Source organism: Rhodobacter sp. NTK016B (genome assembly GCF_017303295.1).
In the GTDB taxonomy this organism is placed as follows: Bacteria; Pseudomonadota; Alphaproteobacteria; order Rhodobacterales; family Rhodobacteraceae; genus Pararhodobacter.
Map to the genome: position 1 here is coordinate 72,818 of NZ_JAFKOK010000005.1, position 16,894 is coordinate 89,711.

The 16,894-nt window shown below is 60.2% G+C and carries 16 protein-coding genes and 1 pseudogene; 4 read left to right on the top strand and 13 right to left on the bottom strand.

Annotated elements, in window-relative coordinates; all coding sequences use genetic code 11:
* Positions 1-554: 554 nt before the first annotated feature.
* From JI664_RS07965 to JI664_RS07975, 3 genes are read right to left on the bottom strand one after another with little or no spacing between them, the layout of a single operon-like run.
* The gene (locus JI664_RS07965; protein WP_207013188.1) at positions 555-1,697 is read right to left on the bottom strand and encodes a hypothetical protein; all 1,143 of its coding nucleotides are present in this window, start codon (positions 1,695-1,697) and stop codon (positions 555-557) included.
* Between the two features lie 25 nt (positions 1,698-1,722).
* Entirely contained in the window at positions 1,723-2,451 is a 729-nt protein-coding gene (locus tag JI664_RS07970) for a hypothetical protein (protein WP_207013189.1), read from the bottom strand.
* Complete coding sequence (locus tag JI664_RS07975) at positions 2,438-3,796, bottom strand: hypothetical protein (RefSeq protein WP_207013190.1); 1,359 nt, start codon at positions 3,794-3,796, stop codon at positions 2,438-2,440. The genes JI664_RS07970 and JI664_RS07975 overlap by 14 nt, the downstream gene beginning before the upstream one ends.
* A gap of 94 nt (positions 3,797-3,890) precedes the next feature.
* Between JI664_RS07975 and istA the strand changes: the two are divergent.
* Together istA and istB are read left to right on the top strand one after the other, a co-directional pair.
* Positions 3,891-5,502 (top strand): annotated as a pseudogene (gene istA / locus JI664_RS07980) (IS21 family transposase).
* The gene (gene istB / locus JI664_RS07985; RefSeq protein WP_207013191.1) at positions 5,435-6,163 is read left to right on the top strand and encodes an IS21-like element helper ATPase IstB; all 729 of its coding nucleotides are present in this window, start codon (positions 5,435-5,437) and stop codon (positions 6,161-6,163) included. Before istA ends, istB begins: the two are co-directional and overlap by 68 nt.
* Before the next feature lie 63 nt (positions 6,164-6,226).
* On the opposite strand, the gene JI664_RS07990 is transcribed toward istB, so the two are convergent.
* The 7 genes from JI664_RS07990 to JI664_RS08020 all read right to left on the bottom strand — a co-directional run bounded on the left by JI664_RS07990 (position 6,227) and on the right by JI664_RS08020 (position 10,605).
* Complete coding sequence (locus JI664_RS07990; protein WP_207013192.1) at positions 6,227-6,829, bottom strand: N-6 DNA methylase; 603 nt, start codon at positions 6,827-6,829, stop codon at positions 6,227-6,229.
* A gap of 235 nt (positions 6,830-7,064) precedes the next feature.
* Positions 7,065-7,433, bottom strand: a complete 369-nt coding sequence (locus JI664_RS07995) for a hypothetical protein (protein ID WP_207013193.1) — start codon at positions 7,431-7,433, stop codon at positions 7,065-7,067.
* 605 nt (positions 7,434-8,038) lie between these two features.
* Positions 8,039-8,695: a hypothetical protein gene (locus tag JI664_RS08000; RefSeq protein WP_207013194.1), complete on the bottom strand. Its 657-nt coding sequence runs from the start codon at positions 8,693-8,695 to the stop codon at positions 8,039-8,041.
* Positions 8,692-9,717, bottom strand: coding sequence for a helix-turn-helix domain-containing protein (locus JI664_RS08005; RefSeq protein ID WP_207013195.1), 1,026 nt, complete (start codon positions 9,715-9,717; stop codon positions 8,692-8,694). Before JI664_RS08005 ends, JI664_RS08000 begins: the two co-directional genes overlap by 4 nt.
* Positions 9,714-10,109, bottom strand: coding sequence for a VRR-NUC domain-containing protein (locus JI664_RS08010; RefSeq protein WP_207013196.1), 396 nt, complete (start codon positions 10,107-10,109; stop codon positions 9,714-9,716). Before JI664_RS08010 ends, JI664_RS08005 begins: the two co-directional genes overlap by 4 nt.
* Positions 10,106-10,348, bottom strand: coding sequence for a hypothetical protein (locus JI664_RS08015; protein WP_207013197.1), 243 nt, complete (start codon positions 10,346-10,348; stop codon positions 10,106-10,108). The genes JI664_RS08010 and JI664_RS08015 overlap by 4 nt, the downstream gene beginning before the upstream one ends.
* Positions 10,348-10,605: a helix-turn-helix transcriptional regulator gene (locus JI664_RS08020; protein WP_207013198.1), complete on the bottom strand. Its 258-nt coding sequence runs from the start codon at positions 10,603-10,605 to the stop codon at positions 10,348-10,350. Before JI664_RS08020 ends, JI664_RS08015 begins: the two co-directional genes overlap by 1 nt.
* Positions 10,606-11,187: 582 nt before the next feature.
* Here JI664_RS08020 and JI664_RS08025 point away from each other — a divergent pair.
* Complete coding sequence (locus JI664_RS08025; protein WP_207013199.1) at positions 11,188-12,453, top strand: tyrosine-type recombinase/integrase; 1,266 nt, start codon at positions 11,188-11,190, stop codon at positions 12,451-12,453.
* Positions 12,454-12,504: 51 nt separating this feature from the next.
* Here the strand turns inward: JI664_RS08025 and JI664_RS08030 are convergent, their stop codons facing one another.
* From JI664_RS08030 to JI664_RS08040, 3 genes are all read right to left on the bottom strand, one after another.
* Positions 12,505-13,104, bottom strand: a complete 600-nt coding sequence (locus JI664_RS08030; RefSeq protein WP_207013200.1) for a hypothetical protein — start codon at positions 13,102-13,104, stop codon at positions 12,505-12,507.
* 676 nt (positions 13,105-13,780) lie between these two features.
* Complete coding sequence (locus JI664_RS08035; RefSeq protein WP_414707726.1) at positions 13,781-14,122, bottom strand: YnfA family protein; 342 nt, start codon at positions 14,120-14,122, stop codon at positions 13,781-13,783.
* Positions 14,119-14,559: a MerR family transcriptional regulator gene (locus JI664_RS08040; RefSeq protein WP_207013201.1), complete on the bottom strand. Its 441-nt coding sequence runs from the start codon at positions 14,557-14,559 to the stop codon at positions 14,119-14,121. The genes JI664_RS08035 and JI664_RS08040 overlap by 4 nt, the downstream gene beginning before the upstream one ends.
* An 82-nt stretch (positions 14,560-14,641) precedes the next feature.
* On the opposite strand from JI664_RS08040, the gene JI664_RS08045 reads away from it, so the two are divergent.
* Positions 14,642-16,894, top strand: coding sequence for a heavy metal translocating P-type ATPase (locus JI664_RS08045; protein ID WP_207013202.1), 2,253 nt, complete (start codon positions 14,642-14,644; stop codon positions 16,892-16,894).

The window sequence follows — 16,894 nt, forward strand, 5'->3', positions numbered from 1 at the left end:
TGCTTTGAATCAATGCGTTCCGGGGACACCGCGAAGGCCACTCACGCAGGTGGCCTGCGGCGGTGTCTTTTGGCCAGGGTGGCTTCCCCAAAGTGGCCAAGGTGGATTCCGCGCAGGAATCCACCTTGGCCACGGCATCGCTGCGCAAGCGTTTGATTTTGAGTCAGAATTTCGCGTGTCGCCGGCGAGGTGGATTCCAAGTGGATTCCCCGGTGAAAAGGCCAGTCGCTAGGAAACTCCCGCGCTGCGCCCCCCCGCATACGTTTGAGGCCGGGGAGGAACCATGCCAGGGGGGCTTGCGCGTCATCATCGGCCCATTATTGCCGTTCTGCCTATGCGCCGTGCTGGGTTGCAGCTTTTCTAGAGCGGCAATACCAACCTAGGTGCAGCGCAGCGCCGGTAGTATATCGAATTTCTGCACCGCGGGCTTTCCAGCCCTCAAGGTCATTTCCGAATGGACTTGCAAAGGCAAACGAGTGCCATTATCTTTGCTGCAAGAGGGGACACCCCCTCAACGGCATAGACGGGCTGAGCATTCGGTGCTGCCCAATATTTTAGGGGCCGCCAGACAAGAGTTGCTTAGTGGCAGCGCTTGCGGCGGCCTCAATTGCTATATCGGCCTTTTGATCGAAATATCCGAGGAGAAATCCGAGGTTGCGCCGAAACCATCCCGGATTCACCTGCTCTTCAATTTCGCGGGTCAGGCGACCGGTATCGATATCCGCACTTATTAGTATCTTTCGCAGTTCTTCACAGGTCAGCTCGTCACTTTCTTGTCCTTCTAAAGGCTCCAAATCCGCCAGACGATCAAGAAGCGATTGTACTGCCGGTTCCAAGGACTTCGGGCCAGCGATCTTGCCCGACGACACTTGGCGCAGGTAGAATGAGTGGGCAAACGCGAGAGTCCTAATCTGGGAATAGAAAAGCCGGGCGAGGCGCTCTTTGGCCGTCTCATTGTCTAAACCCATAAGGGACGGGTTTGCTGCCGTATCAAAGTGCTGTCCGTGCACCCCCGATCTAGTTACAAAGAGCTTTAGATCGTCCCGCTTTAACAGCATTCGCATCTGGTGTTCTTTGCTGAGCGTGGTTTCTCGACCTGCTCGAATAAAAGCAAAGGGGCGCCCGACGCCCACGTAATTCGACCCTACGGTTTCAATATCAAAGGTTTTGAGGGCTTGTGTTTTTGTGCTGCTTAATAGCCAACCGTCGCGCAGTGCATCCATTGAATTCCAGAATGGTTGTGTCAGCTTCCTCCCATCGGTGAGTTCCACGCGAAGATCGTTTTCCAAAATCTGCCTTGCTACAGTAGATGCACTGTAGTCAACCTTGCCGTTGATAGCGGCGATGTGCTCTATTGATCCCTCGTTAAGCCGAAAGCCAAGTTCAAACCTCCCCGCCATCAGCCCATCAAAGTAAAAACGCCGATAGAATGGGTATGCCAAAACCGTGCGATTGAGGTTTGGAATTGGCGTCAGGAAAAACTGTTTGGGATATCGAACTAAATTGTCACAATCGGCATAATAGTTTTCTCCGGTAAATCCATTAGCTGACTTGGTGCGGGTATGAATGCTGCCCAGCCCCCTAGCAAAATGCGCTTGTGGGTCAGCACGTCCCCACGCCGGTCGTTCAAGGCGCCCGGCGTTTTCTCGATGCAAGTTGCGGAAATCAGCAACCGGATAGGTGATCGAAATGAACATAATGCCTGACTTTTGAGTTGCCTGTTTACGTCGCGATCTTGCAGCGATTTGCCTCCTGCCGAAGATATGTGATGCAACCGAGAATCCACCGGTCCAACTCTTCAACAGAAACCGGCACGTGCGCCACTTTAGCGCCAGAACTCTGCCACCATAACGCAGCGCTGGCGAGGTGCATGTTCTCAACTGTGAGGCCAAGAAGCAGTTCCGACGGTTCTACAGCTCCTCCAGCGGCGAATTCCAAGATCGCTTGTTGCTCAACTGGTCCGCCGAACCGGATTGGCGGCGGTGGGCTAGCGCGAGCACTTTCGAGGATGTCGAGTTGCCAATGTGGATGCCCTGCCAATTCTACGAAAGCTCGACTGCGCCGCCCGACCCATTCACTCCGTAGAAATTGGGGCTTGGACAACTCCCCGATGCGCCCGATGTGAAGCGTGAAGCCCGCATCAACGAACCGGAAGTTCTGTTCCGAGCCCTGCTTTAGCCAATTCTCGCGATATCCTGTCCAGATCCACACCTCATGGTTTAACGAAGCGATCGGTACTACGCGATGTGGTTTGCCTCGATTACGGGTAATCGTTTCACTAGCGCGGCCGGCAAGGGTAATAGTGGCTAATGTGCTGCTGATTTCTGGTGCGAAGGCGAGTTCTCCTGTCTTCAATCCGATCGCAGCTCCAAAGCGCACGGCGAGCGTTTGCGCCCGCTTCGAAAAAGCGCCAAATGAAAGGTTGGGCTCCTGGACCTCAGCTTTTGCCAAGTTCAGGAACCCCATAAAGTGAAGCAACGATACGATCGATATCGCCTCCTGAGTTGGCCTCGCGCTTCACGGCAGCACTCGCCAAAGCTCGCACTAGTTCTGAATACAGGGGGGTCTGCGACTTCTCCCAAAGATCCGGAATATGAACTGGAGCGACAAAGCGGCTGCTCAGATCGAGCTGTCCGCCCGCAATTGTGACGGAGCGAAACGACACCAGACGAACAAACGCACGGGAATTTAGCAGCGTCACATAGGCTCGAAGAACTTCGATGGAAGCTGCTTCAGCAACCCCTTCACTCCATTCCTCCTCATGCTCTTCGACCGATAAGTTCAGGATTCGCTTTGGTGTCCATACATGGCCCGTAGAAGGTAGATATCTACCAACCTCATCGAGGGCGAAGCTACCTTCGGCACCAAAGAACTTGGAGACGATCCTCGGCTCATTTGAAAGCGCGAAACTACCGGTACGGGGGCGCATCAACCCCCACCAATCCTGCCGGTTGGCTCGCACGATTGACGCGCGACTCCTCAGAAGCGCTTCGTTCGGCTTGAGAACCAATTTGTAGAAAGTCGGCACTGCCTCCGACAGCGCCGCCTCGTCTTCGAAAATGGGCCCATTCTTACCATGAGGAAAGAACATATGGTACTTTTTTAAGATGCGCCCATCGTCAATGGAGTCAGTCATCAGCGCATCTCGAAAGTAGCGCTTCTCTTTGGCGGGCAGCTTGAGGTGACGAAACTCCTCTTCATTAAAGAGGAACAGCTTCAGGTTCCCTGTCTGAACACCTTGGGCGATGTTAAACAAACTGCCAACAGTGGGCGTCTGTGCGGCTTCAAGTGCATCGATGATACTGCGCTGTTCAGGCGTCAGAATACGCCACGGAAGCTTGCGGCCAAGTACGGAGGTGTCAGCCGAAAAGAGGTTCCACTGTTTATCACCGGTGGCACGCGCGGGTGGTGAGCCATGTGTCTTACGCAATTCGCGCAATGCATCACCCGTAACTCCAGGCTCGTTTCCTGTTACAAGCGCGGTGAACTCGCGACTGGGTGCTCCCCCTTTGGTCAAAACAATGCAAGCGACGTGAACCAACGCTTGGCTGAAAAGGCCAAAGTCGCCAATTCTGGCGATCAAACGGACATCTCCCGCGGCGGCGAGACTTTCGCGCCACGGCGTGGCAGATTCATGGGTAAGCAAATTTGCGGGAAACAGCGCCCCCATGGCTCCACCATTTTTCAACGCTTCCAATGCGCGGGTGACAAACGCCATGCTGTAATCGCCGCGGCTGCCCGCCTTTTCGCCGACCACTGAACGGAGTTGCGCCTTCTGCTGTGTTCCGGCGTGCAATTTTGACCCCCTAGGCGGGTCGATCGGCGTGCAATTTTGACCCCCCAGTTGTTCTGTCAGACCGTTCGTTGCGAGACAGCGAACGGAGGGGGAGTTGAAACGGGTGGATACGATTGCGCGGGTGCGACGGGCCTTTCACGTTCAGGGCTGGTCGATGAAGAAGATCGTCCGGGAGTTGCACGTGTCGCGGAACACCGTGCGAAAGATCCTGCGAACAGGCGAGACGGATTTCAGCTATGAACGGAGCCGCCAGCCCCAGCCTCGGATCGGGCCGTGGCAAGATCAGCTCGAGCAGTTGCTGTCATCGAATGCGGACAAGCCGTCGCGGGAACGGCTGACGCTGATCCGCATCTTCGAGGAGCTGCGCGGTCTCGGCTATGAGGGCGGTTACGATGCGGTGCGCCGGTTTGCCAAGTCATGGTCGCAGAACCGCGGCGGGGTCACCGCTGAGGCCTATGTCCCGCTCTACTATGCGCCCGGCGAAGCCTATCAGTTCGACTGGAGCCACGAGATCATCGTGATCAGTGGAGTCACTTTGACTGTGAAGGTCGCGCATGTGCGGCTTTGCCACAGCCGGATGATGTTTGCCCGAGCCTACATGCGCGAGAGCCAGGAGATGGTCTTCGACGCGCACGATCGGGCCTTCGCCTTCTTCAGGGGCATCTGCACCCGCGGGATCTACGACAATATGAAGACGGCGGTCGAGGCGATCTTCATCGGCAAGGAGCGGCATTACAACCGCCGCTTCCTGCAGATGTGCAGTCACTATCTGGTGCAGCCGGTGGCATGTACCCCGGCATCAGGCTGGGAGAAGGGCCAGGTCGAGAACCAAGTTGGGCTGGTGCGGGAACGATTCTTCACGCCGCGGCTGCGGGTCAAAAGCCTCGACGAACTCAACGCCTGGCTGCTCGACAAATGCGTGGCCTATGCCAAGGCGCATCGTCACCCGGAAGAAAGCGACAAGACGATCTGGGAGATGTTCGAGGCCGAGCGGCCGCAGCTCATCCCCTATATCGGTCCCTTCGACGGCTTCCACAGCGTGCCGGCCTCGGTATCGAAGACCTGCACTGTGCGTTTCGACAACAACAAATACTCGGTGCTGGCCACGGCAGTCGGCCGACCCGTCGATGTGCATGCCTATGCCGAGCGGATCGTCATCCGGCAGGACGGGGTGATCGTCGGCGAGCATGCGCGTGCCTTCGGCCGCGGCCAGACCATCTATGATCCTTGGCACTATGTGCCTGTTCTGGCCCGCAAACCCGGAGCCTTGCGGAACGGGGCGCCGTTCAAGGACTGGGTGCTGCCACCAGCCATGGCCGCAATCCGGCGCAAGCTGAAGGGCAGCGATGACGGCGACCGGCCTCCTCTCGGGACATTGCGTGCCGCAATGCCCTGCCGGGCAATGGATGGTCCAGATCCTGAGCTGCGTCCGCGATGACGGACTTCAGGCGCTCGAGGCGGCCTGCCGCGAAGCCCTCGATCAGGGCGTCCATTCTGCTTCTGTCATCATCAACATCCTCGCCCGACGTCGCGATCCGACGCCACCGCCCTTCCTACTGACCCCTATCGCTCTGCGCCTGACCCACGAACCCGTGGCCGACTGCGCGCGCTACGACAGTCTCAGGAGAACTAACTCACATGGAACGCACTCAAATCCTCGACCTGATGGGAACACTCAAGCTCTACGGAATGCGCAGCTCCTATGACGAGATCATGGCCGCTGGCATCAAGCGCCAGCACGAACCCCCGCGCATCGTGGGCGATCTGCTGCAGTCTGAGATTGCCGAGAAACAGGCGCGGTCCATCCGGTACCAGATGACAATCGCCAAGCTGCCTTTGGCAAAGGACATCGAAGAGTTCGACTTTGCTGGCACGCCGATCAACGAAGGTCTGGTCAAAGATCTGGTCACCGGCAGCTTCGTGGCCGATCAGCGCAACGTCGTTCTGGTCGGCGGCACCGGGACTGGAAAGACCCACCTGGCCATCGCCATCGCGCGGGCGCTCATTCGCAACGGCGCTCGCGGGCGCTTCTTCAACGTCGTCGATCTGGTGAACCGCCTGGAAACCGAGATCCGCGGCGGCAAGCAGGGCCGGATGGCCGAGTATCTCACGCGACTGGACTTCGTCATCCTCGACGAACTCGGCTATTTGCCCTTCGCGCAATCCGGCGGCCAGTTGCTGTTCCATCTGATCAGCCGCCTCTACGAGCGCACCTCGGTCGTCGTAACCACCAACCTCGCCTTCGGCGAATGGCCCACAATCTTCGGCGACGCCAAAATGACCACTGCGCTGCTCGACCGCCTCACCCACCACTGCGAAATCATCGAGACCGGAAACGAGTCCTGGCGCTTCAAGAACCGCGCCTGATCCGTCTGGAAAAATGGCGAAGAGGGCCTGAGCCGCCTCCACTCTGTGATCGGTTCCGTCGGCTCAGGCCCTCTTCGCGACACCGCAGGGGGTCAAAATTGGACGCCGATACGGGGTCAGTTTTGCAGGCCGATTGACATGCGGCTCCGGTGTTTGGGCGATCACCGAGATAAAAGGTGGGTTCATGACCGTAACGTCAGATCTAGGAAATTCTGGGTCGGCCATAGAATCAGCGATGGCGAGGTCGAGTTCCGCACCCCCCTTCGGGGTCCAGTCCCTCAAAGCCAGCTTGAGCGTGAATCGGGCCATTGCAATTGCTGAAGCCGAGATATCTCGCCCGACGATTTTAAGGGCACCGTCGAAATTCGCTCTGCGCAAGCCACGTAGCGCCTCGTGAAGAAATGCGGCCGAACCGCATGCCGGATCGCTCAGCACTAACGTCGGACGGCCGTAGAGATCACTGAATTGAGCAAGCGTATAGTCTACTATGCTGCGGGCCAGGGCAGGTGGTGTAAAGTGCGTACCTCCACGTGTGACGCGATTCAAAGTCGCGGGCTCGACGAAGCCGAACAGGTCCGGAGCGGGCGCCCGCACCAGATCAAAGTGGGCTTCTTGAAAGAGCTGTCCACCTGCATGACGGATCGCAAGGTTTGGATGCAGGGTCAAAGCGGAAAGGGTCGTTGGCGCCGTGCGGATATCGCTGGTGCTTCGTCAAGCGAAGCACCAGCGAGTGATCGTCGCAGATCGGATGCATCCTGGGGAAGCCCAAAAGCGTCTGGCTGGGCGGGGCCGTCATCTCCGGCGATTAGGTCGGCCAGAACCGTGACAAATGCATCGATTGATCGCTCATCCGGCAAGCGCGCGTAGGCAACCAGTGCTCTCACTCGGCCAAACAGATTGATCAGATGTTGGACAACGGTCCTGTTTGAGCGCAGACGATCTCGGCAGAGAATTTGTAAAAGCCGTCGAGATCGCGGGACACGGATTCTAAAGAGTAGACTTGCGCGGCCTGGACGGCGTCCCAACGTACAACCTGAACTTCCTTTTTCGTGATCGCGACATGGTGAGGTAGGTCGCTCGACCACGCCCAGCCTGCTGCCTTGGTTGGGGCACTCAACTCATCCACTATTGAGAGGCCGAATGAGCCATTGCCGCCATCGAGAAGCACTTCGTGTTGCCCCTCGGCACCATCTTGTTCGCCTTCAAACATCGGCGACCTTGCGAGCCCGAAGCGCTCACTCCACACCTTGCCCATTGAGACATCCGTCATCGCGATGCCCCCACTTGCGTAACCAGAGGCAACTGACCCTGCATTTCTTCAGGGGTAGCCAGATTGGCAATAACCTCTAGATGCGGGCTCAAGGGCACGAAGAGGGCGGCCCCGACCGCAGGCAACGTCGAGATTGAACCGAGATATGCCGAATGCTGGTTGGGAAACACGGCACTTCGACCCCACAGATTAGGGAAGAATTGACCCGACAAGCACACCCTGAACTCGGCAATGCCTACTGACCAACTGCTAGCTTTTCCGCCAAAATCTTGAAGTATATCGCGGAAAACGCGAAGAGCGATTAAGTCCTGCCATGAGTACAGGGCAACCCGACCCGGCCCACGTGCCGGAACAGTGGGCTGAAAAAGACTACGCTTGCCACACCATTCGCGAAGCTGGCTTTCAGACAGCTCAGTCAGGCGCAGTGCATCAGAGAATTGGACAGGTTCCATAGCAAATGGGTAATCTACCCATTTAAGTACGTCAACAGCAGCTTAGGGTGCCCGATCATTTTCGAGAGACTTGCCCGGAACGGCTGCTTCAACTGAATACGAGGGCGCGATGTCGCGGCTTCTTCCGGCCGTTTCCCGTCCAGTACGACGTTATCACTTGACTTCCCACGGCCGCACCTTAGGCATCGCCGTCGTCACCTCCACCTCCCGCAGCATCTCGCCCGCCACCAACCCATCCCGCAACCAGTCCAAGGCCTGCCACCAATCCTCATAACCGCGTCGGGCGGATGCGATCTGCTCTGGATGCGGCCGCCAGGTGACGGGGCAGGCCAACACCTCCACCGTTCGCCATTTGCCCCGGGTCAGCACGCGTTCGGTGCCGACCACCACCGTGGTCGCCCGCTCGCCGTGCTGATTGCGCTTGGTCTCTACCGGCACACAGCGGGGTACCACGCCGGGCATCCAGTCGGGCGTTAGCCCCGCGCGGGCAAGTTCGGCCACGCTGATCGCCATACGAAAGCCGCCGAGGCTGTCTGGTATCCCGGCAACGGTGGCAGCGATAACCTCCGCATCTGCATGGGTGTAACTGCCCAACTTGTGCTGGCCGCCGTCGATCTTGCAGCCCAGCGCTGCCCGTTGCAGCAGGACATATTCGAGCCCGAATCCGAAGCCTTCCTCCGGCACGTCCATGCGAGGCGGCAGTTCCAAATGCGCCTTCTCGATCCGGAATGCCCATTCCAGCGCCGCCTGCACGCCCAGCGCACGTTTTGTGCGTCCGCCGCGAATGTTGATCGGTCTTTGAAAGGTCATCGCACACCTCGCATCCGGAGGCGTTCGGGTGTGACAAGGCCGCGCGCTAGCATCAATCCGCACATGGCGGTGCTGATCATGTTCTGGGGCAGGTAGGCGTCGGAGTTCACCTTGGCGGCGTAGAAGGCTGCCAACTCATCCTTGCTCGGCTGCGGGCCAATATCGCCCTTGCGCTGCCGCTTGGCTTTCGCTCTGCTGGCATCGGCCGCAATCGATTGCGCATCGCGCCCAGCAGCGCGTTCCATGAAACGATCCAGCGCCTTGGGCCCATCGGGCGGGTTGGGATGATCGGCCCGGCTCTCGGCCGCAACCTCAAGGATCCGATCCTCAGACAACCCGAGGTCATTGACCCAACGGCGCACGTGCTTCCGCGCTGGCCAGCCCTGCCACCAAGCGGGCAGGGTGGCGTTGGCTTTGAGGCCCAGCGCCGAGAGCAGCTCTGCGAAAAATCGATCAAAGTCGATCTCGCGCGCTTGCGCGTCCTCCTCCTCCTTTACTGGTTTCCTTAAAGGTTCTCTTACAAGGTTAGTGTCCGGATTTCGGACACGGCTTTGGCCATTTTCCGGACACGGGTCAGGGCAAAATCCGGACACGGCTTTCGCGTCGATCCCGTGTGTGAATTCCGGACACGGCTCGACCGGTAAGGTGGTTGTGTGGTCGATTTCAGGGGCCGCTTCAGCATCAACGCCGAGTGCCGAACCCCTGTGTCCTATTTCCGGACATGGAACCGCATCAGCGGGTGTGAAGCCCGGCTCGAAGCCCAAGATGTAGCGGGTGGGCAGCTGTCGTTTGGTCACCGGGTCGATGCGCGGGATGCGACGCAGAAGGCCTGCGGCTTCTAGTTGGCCGATGTGGTTGTTCAGCGTCGAGCGGCTGATCTCACAATCATGCGCCAGCCGCAGCTGTGAGGGGAAGCAGCCGTAATCCGGGTTGAACCGGTCGCAGAGGTGCCAGAGCACGATCTTGGTGGTCGGCTTCAACCCGCGCTGTTTGATGGCCCAGTTGGTGGCGTCATGGCTCATGACAAGGACCTCCGCACGGGCGGCACAATACGCGTGGTGAACCCGTGATCGGCCAGGGCGCCCAGCGCCTCGTCGAGGCTGCGCACCAGGGCCCAACCAAAACCTTGCGCCAGTACGGCATCGCGAAACGCCTCCTGCGTCGGGCGCAGACGCCCTTTCGGGGCCTTCAGCTCGAGGAACAGAATTCGCCCCTCGCAGAGGACCATCAGATCGGCAAAGCCCGGATGGATGCCCATGCCGACGAGGATCGCCTGGCGTTTTGCGCCGCGGGGACCAGGCTCAGTCACCTCGTTGGCGCAGTGATGAATGATTGCCGTGCGGGGCAGGGCGAGGCGCAAGGCCTGCACCACGACGCGCTGCAGATCCGCCTCAGGAGTGCCGCGCCTGTTCATAGCTTGGCCCTCCCATCGTCATTCTGGCGCTGGGCTTGGCGCAGCGGCCGCCGCGCGTCGATCACCACCAGGAGAATGCGAGCCTGTTTGCGCTCGGCGGACGTTTCGCCATGCGTGATGAGGACATGGCAAGCAAGCCGGATCAGGTGATCAGAATGATTGGCGGCGTCGGCGATGATGGCACGGGCCTCGGCCAGACGGTCGGCGGGCCAGGCGGCTTGATGGGGCAGGGCGCGCATCAACGGCGGCCTCCTGCACGGCGGCGTCGCGGCGCATTCAACTCCTGCTCTTCCAGCCATTGCTCGACCGCAGTGCGGCGATAATAGACTTTGCGCCCGGCACGGATGCAGGGCGGGCCCGTCCGCTGGGCCTCCCAGCGACGCAATGTGTCGACCGACAGGCCGAATTCCAGCGCAAGGTCTATGCGGCTGATCCAGCCGACCAGAAGCGTGCGGGGTTTTTCTTGCGGGTCTGGCATCGATCCGAGATGCAGCATGTGGGTCTCCCTGTCCTGGCCCCGTGACGGTTGGTGTCGGGGGGCGTTTGCAGAGACCAGTGAGCGCAGAGGCGCAGGGGTGGCGGGAAGGCGGAGGGTGGCGCAAAGGACGCCACCTTTGTGCCACCCCATAGTTTATTGGGAATTTGGCATCAGAAAGGGAGGCGGCGGATAATGCGCAGGGCGCGGTCCTGTGGTCGACTTTTGCGCCAAAACGGCAAACACCTGCGAACAGCCGGATTTACACGTGATTGGCCTGCATTGGCGGGCAAAGAGGGGGTGGCACCCGGCACGCCACCGCGCCACCCCTTGAATTTATTGGGAATTTACAAACCGGGTGCGGTCAGGCGCGCTGGTTCCGGAAATTTCGGCACTGAGTCTCGAGAAATCGGGACCAGGAATCGAGTTGGCTGTCGCCCGCGTCCACTTCGCCCCGCGCGGGAACGCCTGTAAAACAAGGGGTGGCACAAAGGCCGCGACCTTTGCGCCACTCTCTGCCTCCCCGCCACCCACGTCCCCATGCTTGCCTTGCAGTCCAGGCGAAACCACGCCTCATGTCGGATGCAAGACAGGACGGAAACCATGCCCGAGCGCCAAAAGCTGACCGAGAAACTGCTCCGCGAGGTCGAACCCGTTGCCGGGCGAGACTACCAGATTTTTGACACGGACCTGCGCGGGTTCGCCGTCTGCATCTACCGCGGCGGTGGCCGCGCCTTCACGCTCGACTACCGTCATGCCGGCCGCCAGCGCCGGATGACTTTCGGCCGCTGGCCGGACTGGTCGGTCGCGGCAGCACGGGAGCGCGCCAAGGAACTGCGCCGCGAGATTGACGCCGGAGGTGACCCTCTGGCGGAGCGGGGGACAATGCGCGAGGCACCGCGCGTCGACGACCTCATTGAGCGCTACTGTGCCCAGCACCTGCCGAAACTGGCCGAACGCAATGCCGCCGATCAACGATCCGCGCTGGCAAAGATGGTGGCCCCAGTCTGGGGCCGAAAGCTGGTAACGGAGATCACGCCGACTGATGTCGACAAGCTGCTGACCAAAGTGGCTGAGGGCCGGGCGCGGCCCCATAAGGAAAAGCCCAACAACCGGGCGCGCAAATTGCAGGGGGCGAAGGCCACGCCGGTGCGGGCCAACCGCATCGGGGAAATCTTGCGCAAGATGTTTACGCTGGCGATGGAGTGGGGCTGGTGCGAGGACAACCCTGCCCAGCGCTTCCACCGCCGCATTGAAACCCCGCGTGAGAGGTTTCTGTCCAAGGCGGAAATCGCCAGCCTTGCCGCCGCGCTGGATGCCGCCGAGGATCGGCGCGCTGCCGATATCATTCGGGTGTGTATGTTGACGGGCGCGCGGCTGGGCGAGGCGCGGCAGGCCCGGTTCGAGCAGTTCAACCTCGAGCACCTGAGTTGGTCGAAGCCGCCGACCATGACCAAACAGCGGCGCGTGCATCGTGTGCCGATCTCTGATGAGACTGCCGCCATTGTGCGTCAGCGCCAGCTTTTAGTGCCGAGCGGCACGCCGTGGCTCTTCCCGGGTGACACGCCGGGCCAGCCGGTTCAGGAAGTGCGCCGGTTCTGGGCGCAGATCCAAAAGCAGACGGGCTTGCTGGACGTGCACATCCACGATCTGCGCCATACGTTTGCATCGCTGCTGGTCAGTGGCGGGGCGTCGCTGGAAATGATCGGCAAGCTGCTGGGCCACAGCCAGACACAGACCACTTTGCGTTACGCACACTTGATGGACTCGCCATTGCGGGCGGGTGTTGACGCTGTGGCCAGCGCGTTCCGACCCAAGCCCAGGCTGGTTCATGATGCAGATGCGCGGGGCGACAGGTATTCCGCATGATCCGGCCCAGCGCGTTGCGAGCAGCCTAGGGCCCAGCGCGGGCTTTGTTTGTCACGTCTCTTCCCGTCGCAGCGCCTTCCACACCGGCGTGATCCGTCGCCGGATGGTGCGGCTGTCGGGGATCTTGGCACCATCTGAGCGTTCGTCGAACCAGTCCTGCATCTCGGCGACCAGTTCTGACTGCGTGGCGGGCAATCCGCTGTCATGGATGCGCTGTATCAAGGCGACGTTCATTCCTTCCCAATCGTAGGGAGACGAAACGCCGGGCCCCGTTGCGACCCGCCGCACCATGTCATGCTCGTCCTCGAAGGCATGAACCTCGTCGGCCAGGATCAGCATGTCTGCGATGGCTACTGGGATGCCGCCTGCGGGATCGGTAATCAGGAGCCAGTCTTGTCGGTTCAGCGGCTGGATCCTTCGTATGATCCCCTCAGTGGGACCCGTCCCACACCTGCGGAATAGCGGGAGCAGTTCCATAGGGGGTAGAACGACCTTGCCCGCGACAATCTCGTCGCCGCAGCGTACGGCTGTGATGCCGGTCAGGATCCGGAACTTGCCGATATCTGCCCAACCGGCGACGTCGGCGATGTTGCAGCCCCAACGCGCGGAGGCTTCGTGAAGGGTAAAATAGACTCGGGGGGGCAATGCCATGGCTGAAACATCCTCAAAAGAAGCGAGGATTTTCTGTGTTCAAACCGCTTGCGGCCCGCGCCTTGACGGTGCGGGGTAAGTGATCGGACACAGCGACGAATCGGGCGTTGAAACGCCTCTCGTCGCCTAAACTGATGTTCCGGTAGACCTGATTCGCTTTTGGTTGAAGCCTGCTCGCCTCTTGCGTGCAAACTGCATCGGGTTCCGATTCGAGGCAAGAGAGGGCCGCTCACGATCCTGTGGACAAGTGAAGATGAATCTGGTGGCGCGGTCGAGCAACTGGGAGATGATCACGCTGACTGATGTCGCATCGGGCGGGAATGGTCGCTTGCTACGCTCGTTGTCTGTGTCCCCTGTACCGGCCTTCCTACCGTACGGTTGGCGGCTACGAGGATTGCGCCACTGCACTTTCTGGCATTCTGGTTTTCTGGCCCGACTGCACGCAGAGTACACAATGTAAACAAATAGCGCACTGGCCGAGCCAACATATAGGTCTGATCCTCCACATGCTGACACGAGAGCCATGGAAACTTTTCCTTCGAACCGAGCCATGAAGGCGACGATGCTCGGGTCGACCTTCCTCCACTCTCAAAAGGACAATTCACGAGGTCGGAACAGCCGCGCCAGCCTCAAAGCTATTGCGGGATGCCCCTCATCTTCGCCGCTCGCTTGTTCTTTAGTGCCCAAAAGTCCGTGGCGCGAACAGGATAATCGCAGCGCCGATCAGGCAGATCACGCCTCCAGTTAGGTCCCATGTATCCGGGCGACGGCCTTCCACGGTCCAGAGCCAGAGCAGTGAGGCGGCGATGTAGACGCCACCATAAGCGGCATAGGCACGTCCGGCGAGATCCGAAGGGGCAAGCGTCAGGAGCCAGGCGAAGGCTGCAAGACTGGCCAGACCGGGAATGAGCCACAGCGCGCTTGCGCCGAGCCGCATCCAGCTCCACACCGCGAAGCAACCGGCGATTTCGGTCAGTGCAGCGGCAGCGTAGACTGCGAGGGTTCCTGGCAACGTCATGACGTCTCATCGCCTCTTGGATGGCGATGGTCGGTCGCACACAAGGAATGGTCGCCAAGGATCTCAATGACCCGGCAATCGGCGATCCGCCCGCCCGCGCATTGCACAATCATGCGCTCCAACTCCCCCTTCAGGGCCGTCAAACGTGCAAGGCGGCTTTCCACCTCGAGCAATTGCGCCTTGGCGATGGCATCTGCGGCGGCGCAGGGCTGGTCGGGATTGTCCGACAGGCTGAGCAGGTCACGGATTGCCTCGAGCGTGAAGCCGAGGTCACGCGCGTGTCGGATGAAGGCCAGCCGTTCCAATGCCTTCTGGCCATAAAGCCGCTGATTGCCCGAACTGCGTTCCGCCTCTGGTAAGAGCTCGATCTGTTCATAGTAACGGATGGTCGGAACCTTCACCCCGGCCTTTGCACCCAACTTTCCGATGGTCAGCATCAATTTCCCCTTGAAGCTATAGTTACTAGAGACATTAGATATCTGATTCGATGAAGGCAATGACCCGTTTAAGAGGACTGCGATGACAAACCCTGAGAACGAAGCAACCTGCGACTGGACGGTCTCTGGGATGGATTGCGGATCCTGTGCCAGCAAGGTCAAGGACGCTGTCGGACGGCTACCCGGTGTCAGCGATGTCGAGGTGGGCCTGATGTCTGAACGCCTGCGCCTGAGGCTGGACGAAACGAAGACCGGTCGTGACAAGATCGAGGGTGTTGTAAAGTCTCTTGGCTACGGGATCGCGACACGCACTGCCGGAGCGAAGAAGGAATTCGTTCTGCCGGGTGCCGGGTCCGAGGAGTCTCATGATCACGAACATGATCACTCGCCCAAGTCGTCTGTCAAATCCGATTCCGGCCACGGCAGTCCCGGCCATGTTCATGATGATCCTGCCGATAAGGGAAAAAGCTGGTATCAGACAGGCAAGGGCAGGCTGGTGATCTTCACGGCGATGCTTCTGGGGCTGGCTTGGATCGTAGAGTTCTTGACCCCGGCGCTTGGGGCTTGGCCTTTCATCGCGGCCTGCCTGATCGGTGTCGCACCCGTAGCCAGACGCGCTTTCGCCGCGCTGCGACTTGGCCAGCCTTTCAGCATTGAAAGCTTGATGACCGTGGCTGCGATTGGTGCGCTATTCATCGGTGCGGCCGAGGAAGCGGCGCTTGTCGTGTTCCTCTTTGCGGTAGGCGAGGTTCTGGAAGGCGTCGCCGCTGGCAAGGCGCGCGACGGCATTCGGGCGCTGGCCAATCTGGTGCCCAAGACAGCGCTGCTTGAGGTCGACGGCGTGACACGCGAAGTGCCTGCCGCCAGCTTGAGCGTTGGTCAGACGGTGCTGGTGCGCCCTGGTGACCGCGTTCCGGCGGATGGCGAGATCGCCGAAGGAATCTCGGGCGTCGACGACAGCCCGGTCACCGGCGAAAGCGTGCCAGTCACCAAAGGCCCCGGCGATAGCGTGTTTGCCGGATCCATCAACACCGAGGCCGCGTTGCGGGTAACCGTGACCAAGGCAGCCGAGGACAACACCATCGCCCGCATCATCCGATTGGTCGAGGACGCCGAAGAGGCACGCGCCCCAACCGAGCGGTTCATTGACCGGTTTAGTCGCTGGTACATGCCCGCCATCGTCTTAGTCGCCGCGCTGGTAGTGTTGGTGCCACCGCTGGCGTTCGGTCAGCCATGGGATACCTGGGTCTATCGTGGCTTGGCGCTATTGCTGATCGGATGCCCTTGTGCGCTGGTAATCTCGGTCCCGGCGTCCATCGCCTCGGCGCTGTCAACGGGTGCAAGGCGCGGGCTTTTGATGAAGGGCGGCGCGGTGATCGAGGCAGCGGCCAGCGTAAAGCAGGTGGCCTTTGATAAGACCGGTACGCTAACCCACGGGCGGCCCGTGGTAACAGATGTGGTCCCCTTTGGGACGACCTCCGAGGCCGAGCTTCTGGCCGTCGCCGCCGGTGTCGAAGCTGGGTCCAGCCACCCGCTTGCCATGGCGATCCTAAACAAGGCGCAGGATGAAGGCATTGCCCTGCTGCCGTCCAAAGACGCGAGGGTGTTGATCGGCAAGGGCGTCTCGGCCGAGGTGGACGGTGCACTTGCCTGGGTTGCGTCGCCGCGCCATGCTTCGGAAAACGGTGGACTGGATGACAAGGGCGTCCAGCAGGCAGCGGTTTTTGAGACCGAAGGCAAGACGGCTGTTGCGGTGTTCCGTGAGCACAAGCCATTGGGCCTGATTGCCATGCGCGATGAACCGCGCGCGGATGCCAGCGTGGCGGTTGCGCAGTTGAAGCGGCTTGGCGTCACCTCGGTCATGCTGACGGGCGACAACGCGCGGACCGCCGCCGCCATCGCGGGTGGGCTGGGCATGGAGTTCAAAGCCGACATGATGCCCGAGGACAAGCTGGACGCGATCAAAACCATGAGCGCCAATGGCGGCGTGATGATGATTGGCGACGGCATCAACGATGCCCCGGCACTGAAACAGGCCAGCGTCGGCGTGGCGATGGGATCGGGCACTGACGTGGCGCTGGAAACCGCTGACGCAGCGATCCTGCGCGACAAGGTAACGGACATCCCCGCCACGATCCGGTTGGCCCGTGGGGCGATGGCCAATATCCGCCAGAACGTGACCATCGCGCTAGGGCTGAAAGCCGTGTTCCTTGTGACTTCGGTCTTTGGCCTCACCGGCCTATGGCTGGCGATCATGGCCGATACCGGCGCAACGGTTCTTGTCACGCTGAACGCCTTGCGGCTCTTGCGTTTCAATCCGGAAGGCGAGAGTTAA